A 19,797-nucleotide genomic window follows, 5' to 3' on the forward strand; every position below is an offset into this window, starting at 1 on the left:
AAATCATGGCCTGCCTCGGGGCGATCCGCCAGATTAATGCGATCTGCGCTGTGCTGTCGCGTCGGCGTCAACCACAAGTGGCTGACCCTTCAGGATAACTCCGAACAGTGCTGCGGCCTGCTCGGCTGTGTACCGTTCAAGTTGGACATCCCGTAACACGGCCTCGGGCGGTCGGGTAAACGGATCGCCGTATCCGCCACCGCCGGGTGTGCGTACATGGACGCGGTCGCCGGGGGACAACGGGATGTCCTGTTCCTTGGACAAATGCTCCGGAACATACGCCTCGTCGCCACGCCAGACCGTGACTTTATTGACCTCGCCATCGCGTCCACCCAAAACGCCTTGCGGGCCAAACCGCCCGTGATCCATGACGAAACTGGCCCGTGCCGCGCCCCGGCGCAGTTCGACTTCGTAATCCAGCCCAAACCCGCCCCGGTGAAGTCCCGCGCCGCCAGAGCCTTCGTGCAGGCTATAACGGTGATACAGCACCGGAAACGCCTGCTCCATGATTTCGACCGGGGGCGCCTTTGAGATGCCGATGGTTGAACAGCCGTTGGACAATCCATCGTGATCCGCATTGCCGCCGTACCCGCCGCCCGAGATCTGGTACATCACGAAATCGCGCCTTTTTGCCGGATCGTTCCCGCCCAACGCAAAGTTCCCGCTGGTTCCGGCAGGGGCGGCCGTAACCCGGTCGGGCAGCGGTGCAACCAGCGCAGCGAAGACAGCCTCGGCAATGCGTTGCGAGACTTCAGCCGCGCAGCCCGACACCGGTCGGGGGTATTGCGCATCCAGGAATGTGTCGTCGATCCCGATGATTTCAAGCGGTTCAAAGGCGCCCGCGCTCATTGGGACTTCGGGGAAGATGTGGCGCATGGCCAGATAGACCGAGCTATAGGTCGTCGCCCGAACCGAATTCATCGGACCCGCACAGGGCGCGCTGGATCCGGAGAAGTCAAAGGTCAGCCGGTCGCCTTTCCGGCAGACCGCCAGTCGAATTTCCAGCGGTTCGTTGACAACTCCGTCGCTATCGATCCAGGCCTTTGCAGTATAGATGCCTTCCGGGATCTCGTGAATGAACGCCTTCATTTGAACCGCCGCCCGGCGCCGCAGTTCGGCGATAGACTGGGTGACCGTGTCATCGCCATAGCGATCCATCAATTCATTCAACCGCTGTTCACCCACCAGAAGGGCGGCGGCCTGCGCTTTGACATCGCCGATCCGCTGATCGGCAACGCGGATGTTGGACGTGATGATGGAATAGATCTCGGGGTCCAGATCGCCCTGTTTGAACAAACGCACAGGCGGCAGGCGCAGCCCCTCTTGCTCGACCGCCGTGGCGCTGGCCGAAAAACCGCCCGGGACCGCGCCGCCGGTATCAGGCCAGTGACCGGTGTTGGACAGCCAACAGTAAATCTGACCATCGCGATAGAAGGGCATCGCAAAGCGCACATCCATCAGATGCGTGCCACCCAGATACGGGTCGTTGACGATATAGATGTCGCCGGGTTTCGGGGCAGCGACTTTGCCGTCGCGGATCATCTCGACCAGTGTCCGGGTTGAATACTGCATGGTGCCGACAAACACGGGCAACCCGCCGGCACCTTGTGCAATCAGCGACCCGTCTTCGGCAGAATAGATCCCGTCCGAGCGGTCATTGGCCTCGGCAATGACAGGCGAGAACGCGGCGCGTGAAAAGCTGAGGTCCATCTCGTCACAGACCTGCTGCAGACCGGCCTGAATGACGGACAGAGTGATTGGGTCCAGTGTCATGCGGCACCTCCGATTTCGATAAGGATGTTGCCCTGACCATCGGCTGCCGCCACATCCCCCGGTTCGATCAGAACGGTGGTGTCCATTTGCTGGATGATGGCCGGGCCTTCGATCCGGAAGCGTTCTGGCAGGTGATCGCGCCAGTAGACCGGCGTGTCGTGCCAGTCGTCAAAGAACACGTCGCGCCGGGTCATCAGGGCCGCATCCAGCGTTTCTCTGCGCTCGGCCGGGTCGATCAGGGCCGACAGATCCAGTTCGGCTCGGGTGCCGATAACCGAACAATTGGCGTTCACAACATTGGCGCGGATGTCGGCCAAATCGACGCGGAATCGGTTGAAATAGGCCTCTTCGAACAACTGCCGCAGGGTGGCGGGGGCGACATCCGGTCGGTCCAGCGGGACGCGCAGCAGGTGGGTCTGGCCGATGAACTGCATATCGACGGAATAGATCCGTTTGATATTGCGGATCTCGATGTTTTCCTTGGCGATCAAGGCCTCGCCTTCGGCGCATTGAGCGGCGAAAACGCTTGGCAAAAGGGTGCTGTCCAAACTGTCGAGCGGTGTGTTGACGGTGCGGACAAAGTCGTGGCGCAGATCGGCCACAACGCAACCGATGGCGTTGGTTATGCCGGGGCGCGGCGGGACCATGACACGCGGGATGCCCAGTTCGCGGGCAAGCGCGCTGGCGTGCAGCGGCCCGGCGCCGCCAAAGGCGAACAGGGCGAAATCGCGCGGGTCCGCCCCCAGCGAGATGGACACCATTCGGATGGCCCCTGCCATTTTCATGTTGGCGATGCGGATCACGGCAGCGGCGGCACCGGTGGCATCCAGCCCCAAAGGTGCGCCCAATTCCCGTGCAAAGATCTGGCGGATATGGTCGAGCGAGATGCCGCCGTCGACTGCGTTCAGCCGTGACGGATCAAGTCGCCCCAGCACCATGTTCGCATCCGAAATCGTCGGCTGCGCCCCGCCGCGCCCATAGCAAATCGGGCCCGGCGCGGCCCCGGCGCTTTCCGGGCCGACTTCAAGCAATCCGGCGGGGTTTACCTTGGCGATTGACCCGCCCCCTGCGCCCACTGTGCGCACATCGACCATGGGCACATGGATCGGCATGGCGTATTCGATCTCAATCTCGTTCGATACCGTGGGTTCGGCGTTTCGGATCAGCGCAACATCGGTTGACGTGCCGCCCATGTCATAGGTGATCAGGTTGCCAAGCCCCGCCTTGCGCCCGGTATAGGCCGCCGCCATCACGCCAGAGGCCGGACCGGACATGACTGTTTTCGCAGCCTCTTGCGATACACGGCGCGCGCTGACCATGCCGCCATTGCCATTCATCACCAACACTTCGCCAGTATATCCGCCTTGGCCCAGTTCGTCGGTCAGGCGCTGAATATACCGGTCAAGCAGTGGCTGTACCGAAGCATTCACGGCGGCGGTCACGCCGCGTTCGAATTCGCGGCTTTCCGACAGCAATGAATGGCCCATGGTGATGTGAGTGTTGGGCCAGATGTCGCGCAGGATTTCGGCCGCGCGCAGTTCGTGGGCCGGATTGGCATAGGCGTGCAGGAAATGGACAACGACGGATTCGCATCCGGCGTCGATCAGGGTTTGACTGGCTTTGCGAACGGCCTCTTCGGTCAGCGCGGTTACAACAAGCCCGGCGGCGTCCATACGCTCAGGGACTTCAAGCCGCAGATCGCGGGGGATCAGCGGGGTGAATTGTCCCTTCATTCCGTAAGGCTGCGGGCGGGTGCGGCGACCAAGCTCAAGCACATCGCGAAAGCCTTGCGTGGTGATCAGCCCGGTCCTGGACAGCTTGCGTTCCAGGACGGCATTGGTCGTGGTGGTGGTGCCGTGGACAATCAGATCCAGGGCAGCCAGGTCGACGCCAGCGGCCTCAAGTGCATTCAGAACGCCGTATGCCTGATTGTCGAGCGTGCTGGGCACTTTCGACAGTCGCACCCGGCCGGTCTTCTGGTCCAGCTCGACCAGATCGGTGAATGTTCCGCCCACATCGACGCCAACAACTGCGCCGGGTGTTCTATCCGTCATGACCGCTCCGGTATTTGAGAAACTCGTTTGTATGCAAATGATGTTCCCAACCGGGAAGCACTGTCAATCGGAAGTGATGATGGCGTTGGCCGTCACAGGTGTATCGCCCACGACATAGGCCCTGTGGTCATTTGTGTTCAGCGTGACGCGCACGTCATGTTGGCCAGGGGGCAATGGTCCGATCCGGGCGGTCGGCGCATAGAGGCGCTGGAGCTTCAGCCCGTTCAGATAAAGATGTCCGTGGCCGGTACCCGGTACGTGCAATCCGTCGGCCATGTCGGGTGTGAACTCAAAGTCCTGTGCCAGCACTTCGACGACCCATCCATCGCCATCGGGCCGCGTGGTCAGGGTGATCCGAGGGGCAGGCTCGCCTTCGCCGACCCGGCAAATCCCGCCGATTCCGAACAGGCCGAAATCATGCGCCTCTCCGGTTTCGGTGGGGGCCGACAACCGGGCCTGAACTGATTGATTGCCGGCGTGTTCGAACTCCAGCGTGATTGGGATGATTTGCCCGTCGGACAGCGACCCCGAGACGGACTTCAATCTGATGAAGGCCCCGTCTGGTGCGAGGGTCGGCGCACTGCCACCGGGAATCGCCAGTGTCGAAGCGGGGCCATCGATCAGTGTCGACCCGGCCGCAGGAGCGTGGGCGGCAATCAGACGATCTGGTCCGTCATGGTTTTCAATCTTCAGAAACACCGCAATATCACCCGGTGCGTCTTCGATTGGGGCCGCCGTCGCATTCGACAGGTGCAGGTCACGCCGATCTGGTCCCGTGAGCAGAAAATAGGCGCCCAAGGCCAAGGCGACCAGAAGAGTAAGGGCGACAATGGGTTTTACGGCTTTCATCCGGGCCTCGGCATTCTTTACACTGTGGATATGACTGTTTCTCAGCATTGTATCCGGATCAAGGCCGCGTTGCTCGCGGCGGGGTTTTTGCCACTATTCTCAGCGCAGGCACTGGCCCATGCGTCGGATCAGGGGCTGACTCTGCTGCTTCCGACGGATCTTTACATATCCTCCGGTGTCGCGGCGGTGATTCTGACGGTTGTTCTGTTGGCGGCCCTGCCTGACCGGGCGGCAGAGGCAGCGTTTACATCGGTGGCGTTGGTGCGCTGGTGGCGACCGAGATTGCCAGTCGTGACCAGTTGCCTGTCGGCGTTGCTGTTCCTGTGGTTGGTGTCGGTGGGCCTGACCGGATCGCGCGACCCGCTGTCTAATCCGCTGACGCTAAGTATCTGGACGATCTGGTGGATTGCACTGGTCAGTCTTCAGGGGCTGATCGGCAACCTTTGGAAATGGATCAACCCATGGGCTGGGCCGGTGGCCGTGCTGCGTCAGTTGGGGTTTCAGCCGTTCCTGCGTCTGCCGGTGCAGATTGGGCACGGGATGGCCATCGTGACTTTTCTGGGCTTCGGATTGTTTTTGATGGCAGATATTGCCCCGGCGGATCCCGGTCGTCTGGCCAATTTTGCCGGTTGCTATTGGCTGTTCACGCTTTTGGCCATTTTGGCCTTTGGTCCGCGATGGATGCTGCGCGCCGAAGGGATCTCGGTCTTGATGCGCAATTATGCGGGTATTGCACCGTTTGGCCGGAAACGGCGCACGCTGGCGGTGGGGCTGTGGGGCTGGAAGGTGTTGCAGGCCCGCGTGCCGCCCCTTGGATTGGCCATTTTCATGGTGATCATGCTGGGCAGCGGCAGTTTTGACGGGTTGAACGAAACCTTCTGGTGGCTGGGGTTTTTGGGCATCAATCCGCTGGAGTTTCCGGGTCGGTCCGCTGTCGTCACCCAAAATGTCGTGGGGCTGCTGCTGGCCAATGCCATCCTGTTGGGCGTTTTCGCGATTACGATCTGGTTTGGCCTGCGTCTGATCCGGTCAGATATGCCCCTGACCCGGGGCATCGCCATCTTTGCACCATCAATCCTGCCGATTGCGCTGGGCTATCATATTGCACATTATTACGCGAGCTTTCTGGTCGAAGGGCAATACGCGATGGTTGCCCTGAATGACCCATTTGCGACCGGAGCCGACCTTTTGGGGCTGGGTACGTTTTATGTCACCACGGGGTTTTTCAATACACCTGACAGCGTGCGGCTGATCTTTCTGACTCAGGCCGGTGCAGTGGTTCTGGGCCATGTTCTGGCCGTGCTTCTGGCCCATGCGTTAGCCGTACGCCATTTCGGGACCAACGCCCGTGCGGCCATCAGTCAGGCACCGCTGGCGCTGTTCATGATCGGCTATACATTTTTTGGGCTTTGGTTGCTCGCGTCGCCCCGTGGCGTATAAAAAAGCTCTAATTGGTTGGACAGGTGTCGAATTTGTTTGCACACTAACAGATATAGAGGCCGAAACTGGCCCGACCGATTTTCCAGCATGGGGGAAATACGATGACCAGCAAGACCAAGACTTCGAATACCACAACGAATACCACAACACGCCGAGGTGCGCTTAAGACGCTTGGACTGGGGGCAGGGGCTGCGGCCACGCTTCCACTGTGGGCGCGGTATTCCAGCGCGCAAAGTGCTGAACCGATCAAGATCGGGTTTCAGGTTCACCGCACCGGTATCGGCGCGGCGTATGGGCGGTGGTATGACCGTACCTCGACCGCAGCGGCCAAGGTGATCAACGACATGGGCGGAATCAATGGCCGCCCGGTCCAGATCATTGCCGAAGATGACGGCACGGACCCAAAGCGCGGCGCCGAGGTGGTGGAAAAGTTCGCCACTCAGCACAACTGCGATATCGCGTTCGGGACCTTGTTCAGTCATGTCGTGATCGGGTCAGCCCCGCGCGCCGGTGAGCTGAAGATCCCATATTTTGTTGTGTCCGAGGGCCATCACGTGGCCAGCGGCATGCTGAACCGCTATACGCTGCAACCCGGCATCACCGATGTGAAAAGCCAGGTGCAGGCAATGGCACCGTTTGTGTCGTCGAACCTGGGCAAGAAGGTCACGATGATCTTCCCCGATTTCGCCTTCGGCCATGATCACCGCGACTATTTCACCGCAGCGATCGAAGCGCAGGGTGGTGAGGTTCTGGCCCATATCGCAATCCCGCCAACCGAAACGTCATTCACCAAATACTTCCCCAAGATCCCGCGCCAGACCGAAGTGATTTATCACGTCATGGTTGGCCCTGCGGTTCTGACGTTCGTCAAGGAGTTGGGTGAATTCTTTGGCCCGAACCGGCCCGAGATGTTCGGGTTCATCGATTCGCTTGAAGCGGTCGATATCGCCAGCCCGGGTCTTGAGTTCCTTGAGGGCAGTTATTTCTGGGAAGGTATGCCGCGCTATGCGCAGGCCGACCAAACGCCTTATGACAAGTTTTATCGCGAACACGTCGGTGTGGATGAAAACGGGGCGTCGGTTTCCGATCCCAAGGATATCTCGACCTTCGCGCATATGTTTGGGTGCTGGGAAACCCTCTTCACGGTCAAGCAAGGCATGGAGGCCGCCGGGTATCAGGGGGTCGCAGACCGCGCCAAACTGATCGAAGCGGTCGAGGCGATGACGGATATTCCGATATCGAACGAGCATCCGCAGGGCACCAAGCTGTTTAACGGCAAGACGCACCAGGTGTTCGGGCCTCAGTACATCTCGAAAGTGAACGAGGGAAAGCTGATCCTGCAGCACACCACGTCGATCGAAGATACGCTGTATCCCGACGAGGTGGATTATACGACGCAGCCTCTCTGACCATCGGTCATGTGGCAGCCGACGGGCTGGGGCTCTGCCCCAGACCCCGGAGTATTTTGAAAGAGATGAAAGACAGGACAGCTGTCTGTTCAGGTCGGGTAGGTCATGGAAATCGGTCCTTATATTTTGCTTGCCTCGCTTGAAGGCGCGGTAACCGCGGCCGTTCTGGCCCTGACGGCGGTTGGCCTGTCGCTGGTTTTTGGCGTCATGCGCGTGGTGAATGTCGCGCATGGCGAATTCTTCATGTTGGGGGCCGTGCTGGCCTGGTGGGTGGCGCAATCTGTTGGCGGTCATCCGGCCGTCGGGTTTGCCGCAGCGTTGGTTATAGCGCCGTTGCTGGTCGCCGCGATCGCGGTGGTGGCGGACATGACGGTGCTGAAACGTATAGAATACGACCCCGAACGTACAATCGTCGCCACGATTGGTATTCTGTACATTATCCAACAAGTCACGCTGATGACCTATGGCCCGGACGCCCGCCCGGTCGAGCCGCCGTTCAACACGCGGCTTGCTATCCCGTGGTTCGAATTTGTCGATGGCAAGTTTCAGATGTACTGGCCCTGGGGGTTGAGCACGACGTCTTACAAGCTGTCGGTCATTGCTGCAGCCGGGGTCGTTCTGGTTGGAGTTTGGTTGATGATGGCGCGGACGAAGATCGGCCTGTTGATGCGTGCCACACAGCTTGATCGCGAAACCGCGCTGGCCTTTGGCATCCCGGTCGAACGGATCTATGCTATCGTCTTTGGTATGGGCGCAGGGCTTGCGGCCCTGGCCGCCGTTCTGATCGTGCCGATCCAGCAAGCGCACTACCTGATGGGGGGCGATCCGTTGCTGTTGTCCTTTATCGTGGTGATTATCGGAGGTCTGGGCAGTCTGCCGGGTACCGTGCTCGCGGCCATTTTGATCGGGCTGTCCGATGGCATTATATCGGTCTTCTTTTCACCCACCCTCGCCAAGATCCTTGCCACGTTGCTGGTGGCACTGGTGTTGGTCTTCCGTCCGCAGGGCCTGTTCGGGGTCAAGACACGATGAGCGACCGGCAGAAGACGGTGTTGCTGCATGGCGGGCTGCTTGCGCTGTTGCTTGGGCTGCAATTTGTGCTGCCGGCCTATCACCACGGAAACCTTGCCCGGATCATGGTGCTGGCCGTCTACGCGATGGGCTATAACATCATGTTTGGCTATACCGGGTTGCTCAGCCTTGGCCACGCGCTGTTCTTTGCGGCGGGCATGTATGGAATGGGGATGTCGGTTCAGTTGCTGGGCGCGACCCCGGCACCGGCGATGATTGGCGGCTTGATCGCCGGGGCAGTTGTCGCGGCGGCGCTGGGCGCGCTGGCGCTGCGCACGGCGGATGTGGCGTTCATGATCGTGACGCTGATGTTCGCGCAGGCCGGGTATCTGGCCGTGCTGTATTTCGGGTCGGTCACGCGGGGTGACGAAGGGTTTGTGATCCAGCAGGCGCAGCGAATGATGATGGGGATCGACCTGTCGGACGCGACCAACCGGTATTTCGCGGCGTTTATCCTGTTCGCGCTGTGCCTGATTGCCGTTCTGTGGCTGGTACAAAGCCCGTTCGGCAAGGTGCTGGTGGCGATCCGCGAGAACGAAGAACGCGCCCGGATGTTGGGTTATGATGTGTTCCGTCACAAGCTGATCGCCGTGATCCTGTCGGGCACGATGTCAGCAGCAGCAGGCGCGGCGTATGGGCTGTTGTTTGGCTATGTCGGGGCGACATTCGCATCCGTGCAATATTCGATCTTTCCTTTGCTCTGGGTGCTTCTGGGCGGGGCCGGAACCGCGTTGGGGCCGTTCATCGGAACGCTCTTCATGTTCTACCTGATCGATCTGTCGTCGAACGTGACCAGCGCCTATATGCTGATCGCGGGCGTGGCCTTGGTGGTGCTGACCTTGTTCGCGCCGCAGGGCCTGATTGGTGAGGTACGGTCGCGGATCTGGCGGTGGCTGCCATGACATTGCTATCGACCCGCGCGATGACCAAGAATTTCGCGGGCCTCACGGCCGTGAACGCGGTGGATTTCGATCTGCCCAAGGGTGAGATCCGCGCTTTGATCGGGCCGAACGGCGCTGGCAAGACGACATTCGTCAGCCTTTTGTGCGGGCGGATTGAACCGACTTCGGGCACGGTTGAGTTCGATGGGGCCGACATTTCGCATCTGCCAGCGCATAAACGCATCAATCTGGGCATGGCCTATACGTTTCAGATCACCTCGGTGTTTGCGCGCCTCAGTGTCTTTGAAAACGTCGCTCTGGCAGCGCGCAAACGCGTGCATGGAACAGCTCAGGTGGCCCAGGCTGTACACGCGGCGCTGGATCAGGTTGATCTGAATGACAGGGCCGAACAGATCGCGGGTGATCTCAGCTATGGCCATCAGCGCCTGCTGGAGATCGCCATGGGGCTGGTACAAAGGCCCAGGTTGTTGATTTTAGACGAGCCGACCCAAGGCCTTACGGACAGCGAAATCGACGCCTTCAAGGCGCTGGTGCGGGGGCTGAAAGATACCACAACCATTCTGCTGATCGAACACAACATGAGCGTGGTCATGGAAACCGCAGATCGTATCACCGTGCTGAATTTCGGAGAAATTCTGGCCGAAGGCACGCCCACTGAAATCCATGCTGACGCCCGCGTTCAGGCGGCTTATCTGGGGACCGGGTGATGCTGGAGCTGGACAAGATCAACGCAGGCTATGGCGGGGCTCAGATCCTCCGGGACGTCTCGCTGAGCGTTGCGCCGGGTGAAATCGTTTGTCTTTTGGGCCGCAATGGTGCTGGCAAAACCACGACCATGAAAGCGATCATGGGGCTGGTGCCTTTGATGTCAGGTGCTGTCCGACTGAATGGAGCCGACCTGAGCAGCCTGCCCGCGCATAAGGTGCCGGGCCACGGGGTTGGGTATATCCCGCAGGGGCGGCGGCTGTTTTCTGAACTGACGGTGGCGCAAAACCTTGAGATCGGGCTGATGGTGCGCAAGTCAGGCGCCGACGTTCTAAACGGCGTACTGGATCTGTTTCCGCGTCTGCGTGAACGGTTGGACCAGAGGGCGCAGACCCTGTCCGGGGGCGAACAGCAGATGCTGGCGACGGCACGGGCCTTGTGTATCGAACCTTCGTACCTGTTGCTGGACGAACCCACTGAAGGCCTGCAACCATCAATGATCGAGGCAATCCGGCAGGTGATCGTCGTCATGCGTGACCGGGGTGTCGGAATCCTGTTGGTCGAACAGCGTATCGATGCGGTGCTTTCGGTGGCCGACCGCGTTGCGTTTATCGAAAACGGTCACAATCTGGAAACGCTGGACGCTGATGTGCTGCGCAAGGATCACAGCGTGATCGAACGGCATCTGGGCGTCTGATCAGGGTCCGGGCCAGATCAACTCCAGCCGCAGACCACCGGGCTCGGCGAACATCATGTGCTTGCGCGGGCCATCCCCAACCGGTTCGGGCATAAATTCTATGACAACACCGGGCCAGTCTTTGACGGTTTTGGAGAGCCGCTCCAAATCCGAATCGCTGGCGACCTGAAGCGCGAGGTGATGCAGGCCGACATTCGTTTTGCGATCAAAAGGCACGATGTCTTTGGTCTGATCCACCTGCCAAAGCGTTAGGCGAAGTGATCCATCGGTGACCGAGTTTCGCGGATAGCTGTCATCGCGGGCAATTTCTTCCCACCCCAGCGCGCCAACAAGAAAACCTGTGGTTTCGTCGAGATCCCGAACGGCAAGGCCCAGATGGTTCAGTCCAAGGGTGTCGGCCATGCTTGTGTCTCCGCTCAGGTCAGTTTGTTCAGAAGCGACAGCAGGGTGTCCTGCTCAGCTGGTGTCAACGGTGCCAGGGTTTCGCGGGTGACGTTATGGGCCTCAAGGACCAACTGTTCAAACGCGTCCCGCCCGGCAGGGCTGGGCGTCAGGAACATGCGACGTTGATCGTTGGGATCCGGAAAGGACGTCACAAAACCCTTCTTGCGCAGCCTGTCGGCCACACCCTTGATCGTCGCGGCATCCATGGCCGTCGCCCGCCCCAGTGCGTTTTGCGTCACCTGTCCCAATTCGCACAGCTTGGCGAGGGTGGCGAACTGAGTCGGTGTCAGATCGGGGATCATCTGCGCAAAGATCGCCAGATGTCGTTGGTTGACCCGACGCATCACGAACCCGACCTGATCGTCCAGGATATAGTCGCTTCTTCCGGCTTCGGGTCCGTTCATAGCGTCTCCTTCAGGCTTGGTTGTTGACAGAACCGGTGCGGCTGTCTCAAAATCCGTTTGTACACTAACAAATACCCCACACCCAACAGCGTGAGGAGATGCGCGTTTGAACGCTTATTTCCGCCCGGACACATTGGCCGAGGCACTGGACGTCCTTGAGACTGAATCTGTCACCGTTGCGGCGGGCTGTACAGACCTGTTCCCGGCGACCGAACGCCCGACCTTGCCGGGGTCGATTCTGGACATCACGGCGATTCCGGGCTTGCGCGGCGTTCAGCAGACTGCGGATGGCTGGCGGATTGGGGCGACGGCGTCGTGGGCCGACATCATCCGGGCCGACCTGCCGCCGGCGTTTGATATGCTGCAACAGGCCGGGCGCGAAGTTGGGTCGGTGCAGATCCAGACCGCAGGCACGATCGCGGGAAATTTGTGCAACGCATCTCCTGCAGCTGATGGCGTGCCGCCGTTGCTGGCATTGGATGCGTCGGTTGAATTGACGTCGAAAACCGGCACGCGGTGCCTTCCACTGTCGTCCTTTGTGATCGGGGTCCGGCAAACGGCTTTGGTCCCCGGAGAACTTGTCAGTGCGATCACCATACCCAACTCGGCGGGCGAAGGGGCAAGCCGGTTTCTCAAACTGGGGGCCCGACGGTACCTTGTGATCTCGATTGCGATGGTGGCGGTTCGCCTGTCTGTTCGATCCGACAAAATCGCGTCGGCAGCGATTGCTGTCGGGGCGTGTAGCCCAGTGGCGCAAAGGCTGGATATGCTGGAAGCCAGGTTGATCGGACTGCCGGTTGGCGGGGTTGCCAAGGCCATCACCGGTGATGTCGTGTCGCCATCCCTGTCCCCGATTGATGACGTGCGCGGGGATGCAGGATATCGTGAAGATGCCGCCATTGAGCTGATCCAACGTGCCGTCACACGGGCGGTGGAGGATGTGTCATGAAAGACCTACCGGGCATCGCCCTGACCGTGAATGGCGCACAGGCGCATCTGGACGTTCATCCGGGCCGTCGCCTGTCCGAAGTTCTGCGCGAGGATCTGGGCCTGAAGGGCACCAAGGTTGGCTGTGATGCGGGCGATTGCGGTGCGTGTACCGTCTTGATCGATGGCGCTCCGGTGTGTGCGTGCCTGACACCCGTGGCGCGCGTGCAGGGCGCGGAGGTGACGACTGTTGAGGGCATCGCCACCGTTCCGGGCCTGCAAGAGGCGTTTCTGCGTCATGGCGCGGCGCAATGCGGGATCTGCACGCCCGGAATGCTTGTTGCGGCCTCGGCTTTGCTGAGCCGGACAGATACGCCGTCGCGGGCCGACGTCGAAGACGCTTTGGGCGGTGTGTTGTGCCGCTGCACAGGCTATGCCAAGATTATCGACGCCGTGTTGGATGTTTCCGGGGCAGGGGATCCGTTGGTCCCCGAAGCAGGCGCTGCCATTGGCGCACCGGTTCGCAGGTTGGACGGTGGTCCGAAGGTGGACGGAACCGAAGTGTTCGGTGCTGATTTCGCCCCCGAGGGTGCCTTGCTGGTCAAAGCGATCCGCTCGCCCCATTTCGCGGGCGGGTTTTCGTTCGGCGATATCGATGCCTGGGCCGAAACCAACCAGGTGCGGGTGTTCACGGCGCGCGATATCCCTGGACGCAATCGGTTCAGCGTGATCCCTGCGTTTGTTGACCAACCGGCATTGGCCGATGGGGTCGTCCGGATGCGGGGCGAGGCGGTTGCCGTGATCGCAGGCCCCCCCGACGTGGTCGAGCATTTGGATCTGTCCGGGTTTCCGGTACAATGGGACCAGCAAGACCCGATCATGACGGCAGATCAGGCCACGCCGAACGGTGCGCAGCAAGTGCACAAGGACCGAAATGGCAACTTGCTGATCGCAGGCAAAGTCCGCTGCGGTGATCCGGAACAGGCGCTGGCAAAGGCCGCGCAGACCTGCAGCGGGCAGGCCACGACAGGCTATGTTGAACACGCCTATATCGAACCCGAAGCAGGCGCGGCCTGGATGCAGGGAGACACTTTGGTCATCCATGCCTGCACGCAAGCGCCGGTCATGGATCGCGATGAACTGGCGGCGATTCTAGGTCTTGAGCAAAGCCAGGTACGGATCATCCCATCTGCAGCCGGGGGCGGTTTCGGGGCCAAGCTTGACCTGTCGCTGCAACCCCTGATCGGTCTGGTGACGCTGAAAACGGGCCTGCCATCGCGAATGGTTTACACACGTCGCGAAAGCATGTCGTCGACGACCAAGCGACATCCTGGTCAGATGACGGCGCGGGCCGGTATCGATGCGGCCGGTAAACTGACGTCGATGGTGTTTGACGGAGATTTCAACACGGGCGCATACGCCAGCTGGGGACCGACCGTGGCCGTGCGGGTGCCGGTTCATGCCTGTGGTCCATACCGCATCCCGAATTACCATGCCGAAGCCCGCGCCATTCACACAAATGGTCCGGTGTCTGGCGCGTTTCGTGGCTTTGGTGTTCCACAGGCCGCGATCCTGCAGGAAACCTTGTTTGATGATCTCGCATTGGCCGCCGGGATCGACCGGCTCGCGTTCCGCCAGATCAATGCGTTGCGCGACGGTGACCGGACCGTGTGCGGGCAGGAACTGTACGGGGTGGGCATCGAAGACTGCCTGGAGGCACTGGAAGGCCCATGGGCAGATGCCCTTGCAGCTGCGCAGGCGGCCAATGCCAGCAAGGATACCATCAAGCGCGGGGTTGGCATTGCGTCCTGCTGGTATGGCTGCGGAAATACCAGTTTGCCAAACCCGTCGACAATCCGGTTGGGTCTTACCCGACACGGGCATCTCCGCCTCCATCAGGGGGCTGCCGATATCGGTCAGGGGGCAAATACGGTCATTGCTCAGATCTGCGCCGATGCCATGGGCGTCGCTTTATCCCAATTTGAGCTTGTCGGCCCGGACACGGCTGTGACACCGGATTGCGGCAAGACGTCGGCGTCGCGTCAGACATTTGTCACGGGCAAGGCCGCGATGTTGGCCGGTCAGGCCCTGCGGGCAAAGATTCTCGGACAAACCAACATGGGGGCGGGGGCCAGGATCTCGTTGCAAGGAGATTGCATTGAAGTCACCGACGGATCCCACAACCGGAGGATTGATCTGAGTGCGCTGCCCGAAGACCAGCATGGCTATGTGCTGAGTGTCGATGAAACCTATGATCCGCCAACCGGGGCGTTGGACGAAAATGGGCAGGGCGTTCCTTATGCGGTCTACGGATATGGCGCGCAGATCGCCGAAGTGGACGTCGATCTGAAACTGGGTACGGTGACAGTGATCCGGATGACAGCGGCACATGATCTGGGGCGCGTGATCAATCCGCTTCTGGCCGAAGGGCAGATCGAGGGTGGCATCGCTCAAGGGTTGGGACTTGCGCTGATGGAAGAATACCTGCCCGGTCGCACGGAAAACCTGCATGATTATTTGATCCCGACGATTGGGGATATGCCTGAAATTCGATCCATCCTGATCGAGAAACCGGACCCCGAAGGCCCGTTTGGTGCCAAGGGATTGGGCGAACACGTGCTGATCCCGACGGCACCTGCGATCCTGAATGCGATCCGTCATGCCAGCGGTGCCCGGATCGACCGGGTTCCGGCTTTGCCACACCGGGTTTTGCGGGCAATCCGGAGGGCGGGTTCATGATCCCTTTCGATTTGACTGACCTTGCAAGCAGAGTGCCGACCGCAGGGCGCGGGCGCATCTGGGCGCAAAGCGCTCAGATGCGCCCGCGCCCTGCTTCGCTGAACCGTTTCGCAAAGGCCGCACCCTATCGGATTGTGGCTATGTCGGAGATCTCCAATGGCTGAAGCCCGTCCGCGTCCAGACAAGATCCGTTGCGATGCCTGCCCGGTTATGTGCTTCATCGCGGACGGCAAGGTTGGGGCCTGCGATCGCTATGCCAATCAGAATGGCCGGATCATTCGTTGTGATCCCCTGACTGTTCTCGACCGGCGCATCGCGTCCGGCGGGGAAGTAAAGCCGTTTCTCAAGGCCGATTGGGATGGCAAGCTGGCCGCAGGTGACGACCTGTTCGTGACAGCTGTCGGGTCCGGAACGACCTATCCCGATTACAAGCCAGCCCCGTTCCTGGTCAGCCGCGATGTGGACGGGGTCGATTTCGTCACTGTGGTGACCGAAGCGATCTTTTCCTATTGTGGCGTGAAGGTGAAAATCGATACGGACCGTCATTTGGGCGCGGAAGGCGCGACGATACGGTGTCGGGGCGAGGCTGTCGGGCTGATGATCACATCGGAATACGGCTCTCAGATGATGTCGTTGGGCGGGGTCGATCATCTCACCGGCGGCTCCAAACCCGAAGGGCGCGTGACCTGCGATGCGCTGATGCGTCTGTGCAACCGTGAATCTGTGGAACTGGCCGTCGACGGCGGCGCGAGTGTTGTCGTTCAGGCTGGGCAGCCCCCGATTGTTGACGGTACGAAAGAAGAGCGGATGCGCGTCGGCTGCGGGTCGGCCACGATCGGTATGTTCGCGGCCCAATGGGACGGATTGGTCGATGAGGTCGTGGTTGTCGATGATCACATAACCGGCGTCGTCAGTGAACACCAGGCGGGCAAGGTACTGGGCTGGCCGGACACTGGTATCAAGATCAAAGGCCGCCGTTCGACCCCGGGGCGGTATTTTCAGGTGGCTGAGCCGGGGCTGGGTTGGGGCGGCACCGATATCCAGGATCCTCTGACCATTCTTGGCGACTGGAACCCGAAAAAAGGCGCACGCCCTGGAATGACACTGTTGATGGTTTCAACAACTGGCGAACAGTTCGGGTTTTATATTCTGGATGACAATCTGGTTCCGCAAAGCCGTCCTTTGCCCGAGACGCTCAAACCCTCCGTGGATCTGATCGAGGAAAACTGTGAACCGGCGCTTTGTACCGTGATGTTCATGGGGGGGGCCGGTGGGTCCTTGCGATCGGGCGTGACGCGAAACCCGGTGCGCCTGACCCGGTCGGTTCAACAGCGCAAAACGGTTGTGACCTGTGGCGGGGCCGAAGCGTATGTCTGGCCGGGCGGGGGCATCACGATCATGGCCGACGTTACCCAGATGCCGGATAACGCGTTCGGCTATGTGCCCACACCTGCCATCGTTGCACCGTTGGAATTCACCGCCTCGCGGGACGAGTTCCGCGCCCTTGGTGGGCATGACGCCTCGGTGCGACCGGTGGAAGACGTGCTGGAACATGGCGGTGAATACGGTGCCGACGTCCGGGCCGTTGCCCCGAAGCCGATCAAGACCTGAAATGGGTGTGCAGGCTGCATATCTGCCGGATGGGCGGCGGTTGCACCTGAACCACGGGCCGATTGATCTGATCATCGATGCAGAAGGGCCGGGGCGCGACCGCGCCTTGCGTGCCGCGCATGATCGCATGGTCACAATTCTGGACGAACTGGTGCCGGAATTGCCATCTCTGCGCACACCGGTGGCTGATCATCCGAAACTGAACGGTCATATCGCTTTGGGCATGCTGGCCGCTACTGCTCCCTTTGCTCCTGCCTTCTTGACCCCGATGGCGGCGGTTGCGGGTGCGGTGGCTGATACCGTGCTGGCGGCTATGACTGCGGCAGGGGATTTGCGTCGCGCCTATGTCAACAATGGCGGTGATATCGCGGTTCATCTGTCCGGAACGGAAATCTTTACGGCAGCGATTGCTGCGGGGCGTGCAGATCGCGTTGAGATCCCAGCGGGCAGCGCTGTGCGCGGTATTGCGACGTCGGGTTGGCGCGGGCGCAGTCAGTCGCTGGGAATAGCTGACGCCGTGACTGTGTTGGCAAAGTCGGCGGCAAGAGCCGATGCTGCGGCCACCATGATCGCAAACGCGGTCGATTTACCGGGATCGCCCAAGGTCATGCGCGGCAAAGCGAATGATCAAAGACCTGACAGCGATCTGGGTGATCGGCTGGTGACCGTGGATGTGGCGGCTCTGACACCCGAAGAAATTGCGATGGCTCTGAGCCGCGGTCGGAGTTTTGCCGAAACCTGCTTGTCGCGTGGCCTGATCGCGGCTGCGCATCTGACGTTGTGCGGGGAAGCGACAAGTGTCGGCGCTCTGCAAGAACCCATCAAGGAACAGCTTCATGCCTGATTTCACCCTGCGTAAGACACTGACCTTTATCGAGGATATCCATCACGAAGGGGGCGCCGCGCCGCTACAGCCACGTCGGCGTGCGGCCATTGTGGCCATTGTGAAGAACCCGTTTGCAGGCGGTTACACCGAGGATCTGCAATCGGCGATGGACGATCTGAAGCCGCTGGGCCTCACGATGACCGACCAGTTGATCAACGCGATGGGGGGAATCGAGGGGATCGATGGCTATGGCAAGGCGGGGCTGGCCGGCGAGAATGGTGAACTTGAACACACCGCGCTGTGGCATGTGCCGGGCGGCTATGCCATGCGGGCGCGGCTGGGCGCGGCAAAGGCCATCGTTCCCTCGTCAATGAAGGTTGGCGGTGTCGGGTCCCGCATTGATATCCCGCTGGGCCACATCAACGCAGCTTATGTGCGCAGCCATTTTGACGGAATGGAGGTCAGCGTGCCGGACGGCCCGCGGGCGAACGAGCTGATGTTTGCCCTTGCTATGAGCCGAGGGCCGCGGATCCACCACCGCATGGGGGGGCTGGCCGTCGCGGACGTGCAGGGTGAGGACGGTTTGCGCTGAAGCCGGTTGTCTCACGGTCTGGACGACGGATCGAAAAAGATGGACGCGCGCCTGCGACAGTCTAGTTCAGGATTGATCGTTGGGACGGCTTGTGAAAGTTGCGCGTTGCTGCGATCTTCTCAGCAAGATACGGAAAGCCGCGTAGATTGCGCGATTTACCGAAATCTCCGACCAGAAAACCGCCAGCGAGGCTTGCAGCATGCCACGACCGCCCCTCTTTTCGTCCCGCCGTTTCGGATCTCAGCTGGGGGCTGCGCTGCTGGTTGCCGGTCTGACGCTGCTTGGCCCAGCCCACGCGCAGGATCAGGCTCCTCCGAAAGTGTCCGTTGCAGCGGCCTATAGTCAGGAAATTACCGAAGAGGCGAGCTATATCGGTCGGGCCGAGGCCATCGACGAAGTCGATATCATTGCGCGGGTCAGCGGGTTCCTTCAGGAAAAAATGGTCACGGACGGCGCCCATGTCGAAGAGGGCCAGAAGCTGTTCAGGATCGAACCGGATCTGTATCAGGCCACGCTGGATGCCCGCGAAGCGGATCTTGACCGGGCCAAGGCCAATCTGGAGCTGGCCAAGGTCGAACTGGCACGTAAGGAAGAACTGTTGCGTCGCGACGCAGTTCCGGCCTCTGAAGTCGATATTGCCAGGGCCAATGAACTGGTTGCCGAGGCCGCGATCAAGTCTGCCAACGCGGCGATCCAGCAGGCTGAACTTGATCTCAGCTATACCGAAATACACGCGCCGTTTCCCGGGCGTTTGGGCCGGGTGCAGATCAGCGTTGGTGATGTTGTTGGGCCCGGAAACCCTCCGTTGGTCTCGCTGGTCCGCGAAGCTCCGATCTATGTGGTGTTCTCACTTACGGAAAAGCAACTTGTTACCATTCTGGAAAAACTGAACGAAACAGTATCGACGCTGGGCGGCTCTGATCGCAGCCCGGATGTCTTTGTGACCCTGCCAAACGGGACCAATCTGGAAGAAACCGGGCGGATCGTTTTTGGTGACAACCGGATCGATCCTTTAACGGGTGCAATGGCACTGCGGGCGGCCTTCAAAAACGAAGAGGGTCTGCTGATTGATGGGTCGTTCCTGAACGTGCGCATTCAGGCTTTGGAGCCTGTCGAACGTGTTCTGGTCCCGCAGGCAGCTTTGCAACGCGATCAGCGGGGCGATTTCGTGCTGGTGGTCAATGACAAGCAACTTGTCGAACAACGTTATATTCAGACCGGTGATACGGTCGATGCGGCGATCATTGTGCTGGATGGGCTGCGCGAAGGCGAGGCTGTGATCGTCGAAGGGCTGCAACGGGTCCGTCCCGGCGTGGCCGTGGATGCGGTGCTTGCCGGAACCGGAGACTGACGC

17 protein-coding genes are annotated in these 19,797 nt (G+C 60.5%); 12 read left to right on the forward strand and 5 right to left on the reverse strand.

Annotated features, from left to right (window positions below; all coding sequences use genetic code 11):
- Window positions 1-33: 33 nt before the first annotated feature.
- The 3 genes from FOY56_RS14440 to FOY56_RS14450 form a co-directional block, all read right to left on the reverse strand.
- Entirely contained in the window at window positions 34-1,773 is a 1,740-nt protein-coding gene (locus FOY56_RS14440) for a hydantoinase B/oxoprolinase family protein (RefSeq protein WP_146346567.1), read from the reverse strand.
- A complete protein-coding gene (locus FOY56_RS14445) occupies window positions 1,770-3,827 on the reverse strand; it encodes a hydantoinase/oxoprolinase family protein (RefSeq protein WP_146346568.1) in 2,058 nt (685 codons plus the stop codon). Before FOY56_RS14445 ends, FOY56_RS14440 begins: the two co-directional genes overlap by 4 nt.
- Before the next feature lie 63 nt (window positions 3,828-3,890).
- Complete coding sequence (locus FOY56_RS14450) at window positions 3,891-4,724, reverse strand: copper chaperone PCu(A)C domain-containing protein (RefSeq protein ID WP_146346569.1); 834 nt, start codon at window positions 4,722-4,724, stop codon at window positions 3,891-3,893.
- A gap of 39 nt (window positions 4,725-4,763) precedes the next feature.
- Here FOY56_RS14450 and FOY56_RS14455 point away from each other — a divergent pair, with 39 nt between their 5' ends.
- The 6 genes from FOY56_RS14455 (at window position 4,764) to FOY56_RS14480 (ending at window position 10,900) form a co-directional block, all read left to right on the forward strand.
- Window positions 4,764-6,116 carry a hypothetical protein gene (locus FOY56_RS14455; RefSeq protein WP_246139494.1) on the forward strand — a complete coding sequence of 451 codons (1,353 nt, stop codon included), beginning with the start codon at window positions 4,764-4,766 and terminating at the stop codon, window positions 6,114-6,116.
- A gap of 101 nt (window positions 6,117-6,217) precedes the next feature.
- Window positions 6,218-7,525: an ABC transporter substrate-binding protein gene (locus FOY56_RS14460; protein ID WP_146346570.1), complete on the forward strand. Its 1,308-nt coding sequence runs from the start codon at window positions 6,218-6,220 to the stop codon at window positions 7,523-7,525.
- Window positions 7,526-7,630: 105 nt separating this feature from the next.
- A complete protein-coding gene (locus FOY56_RS14465; protein ID WP_146346571.1) occupies window positions 7,631-8,557 on the forward strand; it encodes a branched-chain amino acid ABC transporter permease in 927 nt (308 codons plus the stop codon).
- Complete coding sequence (locus FOY56_RS14470) at window positions 8,554-9,498, forward strand: branched-chain amino acid ABC transporter permease (protein ID WP_146346572.1); 945 nt, start codon at window positions 8,554-8,556, stop codon at window positions 9,496-9,498. The genes FOY56_RS14465 and FOY56_RS14470 overlap by 4 nt, the downstream gene beginning before the upstream one ends.
- Window positions 9,495-10,205: an ABC transporter ATP-binding protein gene (locus tag FOY56_RS14475; protein WP_146346573.1), complete on the forward strand. Its 711-nt coding sequence runs from the start codon at window positions 9,495-9,497 to the stop codon at window positions 10,203-10,205. The genes FOY56_RS14470 and FOY56_RS14475 overlap by 4 nt, the downstream gene beginning before the upstream one ends.
- Complete coding sequence (locus tag FOY56_RS14480; protein ID WP_146346574.1) at window positions 10,205-10,900, forward strand: ABC transporter ATP-binding protein; 696 nt, start codon at window positions 10,205-10,207, stop codon at window positions 10,898-10,900. The genes FOY56_RS14475 and FOY56_RS14480 overlap by 1 nt, the downstream gene beginning before the upstream one ends.
- On the opposite strand, the gene FOY56_RS14485 is transcribed toward FOY56_RS14480, so the two are convergent.
- Both FOY56_RS14485 and FOY56_RS14490 read right to left on the reverse strand, forming a co-directional pair.
- Window positions 10,901-11,302, reverse strand: a complete 402-nt coding sequence (locus FOY56_RS14485) for a VOC family protein (RefSeq protein WP_146346575.1) — start codon at window positions 11,300-11,302, stop codon at window positions 10,901-10,903.
- Between the two features lie 14 nt (window positions 11,303-11,316).
- Window positions 11,317-11,748: a MarR family winged helix-turn-helix transcriptional regulator gene (locus FOY56_RS14490; RefSeq protein ID WP_146346576.1), complete on the reverse strand. Its 432-nt coding sequence runs from the start codon at window positions 11,746-11,748 to the stop codon at window positions 11,317-11,319.
- Between the two features lie 106 nt (window positions 11,749-11,854).
- Between FOY56_RS14490 and FOY56_RS14495 the strand changes: the two genes are divergently transcribed.
- The 6 genes from FOY56_RS14495 (at window position 11,855) to FOY56_RS14520 (ending at window position 19,794) form a co-directional block, all read left to right on the forward strand.
- Window positions 11,855-12,697: an FAD binding domain-containing protein gene (locus FOY56_RS14495; RefSeq protein ID WP_146346577.1), complete on the forward strand. Its 843-nt coding sequence runs from the start codon at window positions 11,855-11,857 to the stop codon at window positions 12,695-12,697.
- Window positions 12,694-15,414: a molybdopterin-dependent oxidoreductase gene (locus FOY56_RS14500; RefSeq protein ID WP_146346578.1), complete on the forward strand. Its 2,721-nt coding sequence runs from the start codon at window positions 12,694-12,696 to the stop codon at window positions 15,412-15,414. Before FOY56_RS14495 ends, FOY56_RS14500 begins: the two co-directional genes overlap by 4 nt.
- Before the next feature lie 156 nt (window positions 15,415-15,570).
- Window positions 15,571-17,025 (forward strand): 6-hydroxynicotinate reductase, encoded by a 1,455-nt coding sequence (locus FOY56_RS14505; protein ID WP_146346579.1) that lies wholly within the window; start codon window positions 15,571-15,573, stop codon window positions 17,023-17,025.
- A 1-nt stretch (window position 17,026) separates the two neighbouring features.
- Window positions 17,027-17,869: a UPF0280 family protein gene (locus FOY56_RS14510; protein WP_146346580.1), complete on the forward strand. Its 843-nt coding sequence runs from the start codon at window positions 17,027-17,029 to the stop codon at window positions 17,867-17,869.
- Window positions 17,862-18,443 (forward strand): amino acid synthesis family protein, encoded by a 582-nt coding sequence (locus FOY56_RS14515; protein WP_146346581.1) that lies wholly within the window; start codon window positions 17,862-17,864, stop codon window positions 18,441-18,443. Before FOY56_RS14510 ends, FOY56_RS14515 begins: the two co-directional genes overlap by 8 nt.
- A gap of 199 nt (window positions 18,444-18,642) precedes the next feature.
- A complete protein-coding gene (locus FOY56_RS14520) occupies window positions 18,643-19,794 on the forward strand; it encodes an efflux RND transporter periplasmic adaptor subunit (RefSeq protein WP_146346582.1) in 1,152 nt (383 codons plus the stop codon).
- Window positions 19,795-19,797: the final 3 nt, after the last annotated feature.

Origin of the sequence: Falsiphaeobacter marinintestinus, from assembly GCF_007923355.1 — a bacterium.
Classification (GTDB): Bacteria; Pseudomonadota; Alphaproteobacteria; order Rhodobacterales; family Rhodobacteraceae; genus Phaeobacter_A; species Phaeobacter_A marinintestinus.

What these genes read in the sequence shown, in the direction of transcription:
- FOY56_RS14515 (WP_146346581.1), top strand. Translation starts at nt 17,862, where the DNA reads ATGCCTGATTTCACCCTGCGTAAGACACTGACCTTTATCGAGGATATC.
- FOY56_RS14510 (WP_146346580.1), top strand. Translation starts at nt 17,027, where the DNA reads ATGGGTGTGCAGGCTGCATATCTGCCGGATGGGCGGCGGTTGCACCTG.
- FOY56_RS14485 (WP_146346575.1), bottom strand. Translation starts at nt 11,302, where the DNA reads ATGGCCGACACCCTTGGACTGAACCATCTGGGCCTTGCCGTTCGGGAT.
- FOY56_RS14445 (WP_146346568.1), bottom strand. Translation starts at nt 3,827, where the DNA reads ATGACGGATAGAACACCCGGCGCAGTTGTTGGCGTCGATGTGGGCGGA.
- FOY56_RS14520 (WP_146346582.1), top strand. Translation starts at nt 18,643, where the DNA reads ATGCCACGACCGCCCCTCTTTTCGTCCCGCCGTTTCGGATCTCAGCTG.
- FOY56_RS14450 (WP_146346569.1), bottom strand. Translation starts at nt 4,724, where the DNA reads ATGCTGAGAAACAGTCATATCCACAGTGTAAAGAATGCCGAGGCCCGG.
- FOY56_RS14500 (WP_146346578.1), top strand. Translation starts at nt 12,694, where the DNA reads ATGAAAGACCTACCGGGCATCGCCCTGACCGTGAATGGCGCACAGGCG.
- FOY56_RS14480 (WP_146346574.1), top strand. Translation starts at nt 10,205, where the DNA reads ATGCTGGAGCTGGACAAGATCAACGCAGGCTATGGCGGGGCTCAGATC.
- FOY56_RS14505 (WP_146346579.1), top strand. Translation starts at nt 15,571, where the DNA reads ATGGCTGAAGCCCGTCCGCGTCCAGACAAGATCCGTTGCGATGCCTGC.
- FOY56_RS14470 (WP_146346572.1), top strand. Translation starts at nt 8,554, where the DNA reads ATGAGCGACCGGCAGAAGACGGTGTTGCTGCATGGCGGGCTGCTTGCG.
- FOY56_RS14460 (WP_146346570.1), top strand. Translation starts at nt 6,218, where the DNA reads ATGACCAGCAAGACCAAGACTTCGAATACCACAACGAATACCACAACA.
- FOY56_RS14440 (WP_146346567.1), bottom strand. Translation starts at nt 1,773, where the DNA reads ATGACACTGGACCCAATCACTCTGTCCGTCATTCAGGCCGGTCTGCAG.
- FOY56_RS14490 (WP_146346576.1), bottom strand. Translation starts at nt 11,748, where the DNA reads ATGAACGGACCCGAAGCCGGAAGAAGCGACTATATCCTGGACGATCAG.
- FOY56_RS14465 (WP_146346571.1), top strand. Translation starts at nt 7,631, where the DNA reads ATGGAAATCGGTCCTTATATTTTGCTTGCCTCGCTTGAAGGCGCGGTA.
- FOY56_RS14475 (WP_146346573.1), top strand. Translation starts at nt 9,495, where the DNA reads ATGACATTGCTATCGACCCGCGCGATGACCAAGAATTTCGCGGGCCTC.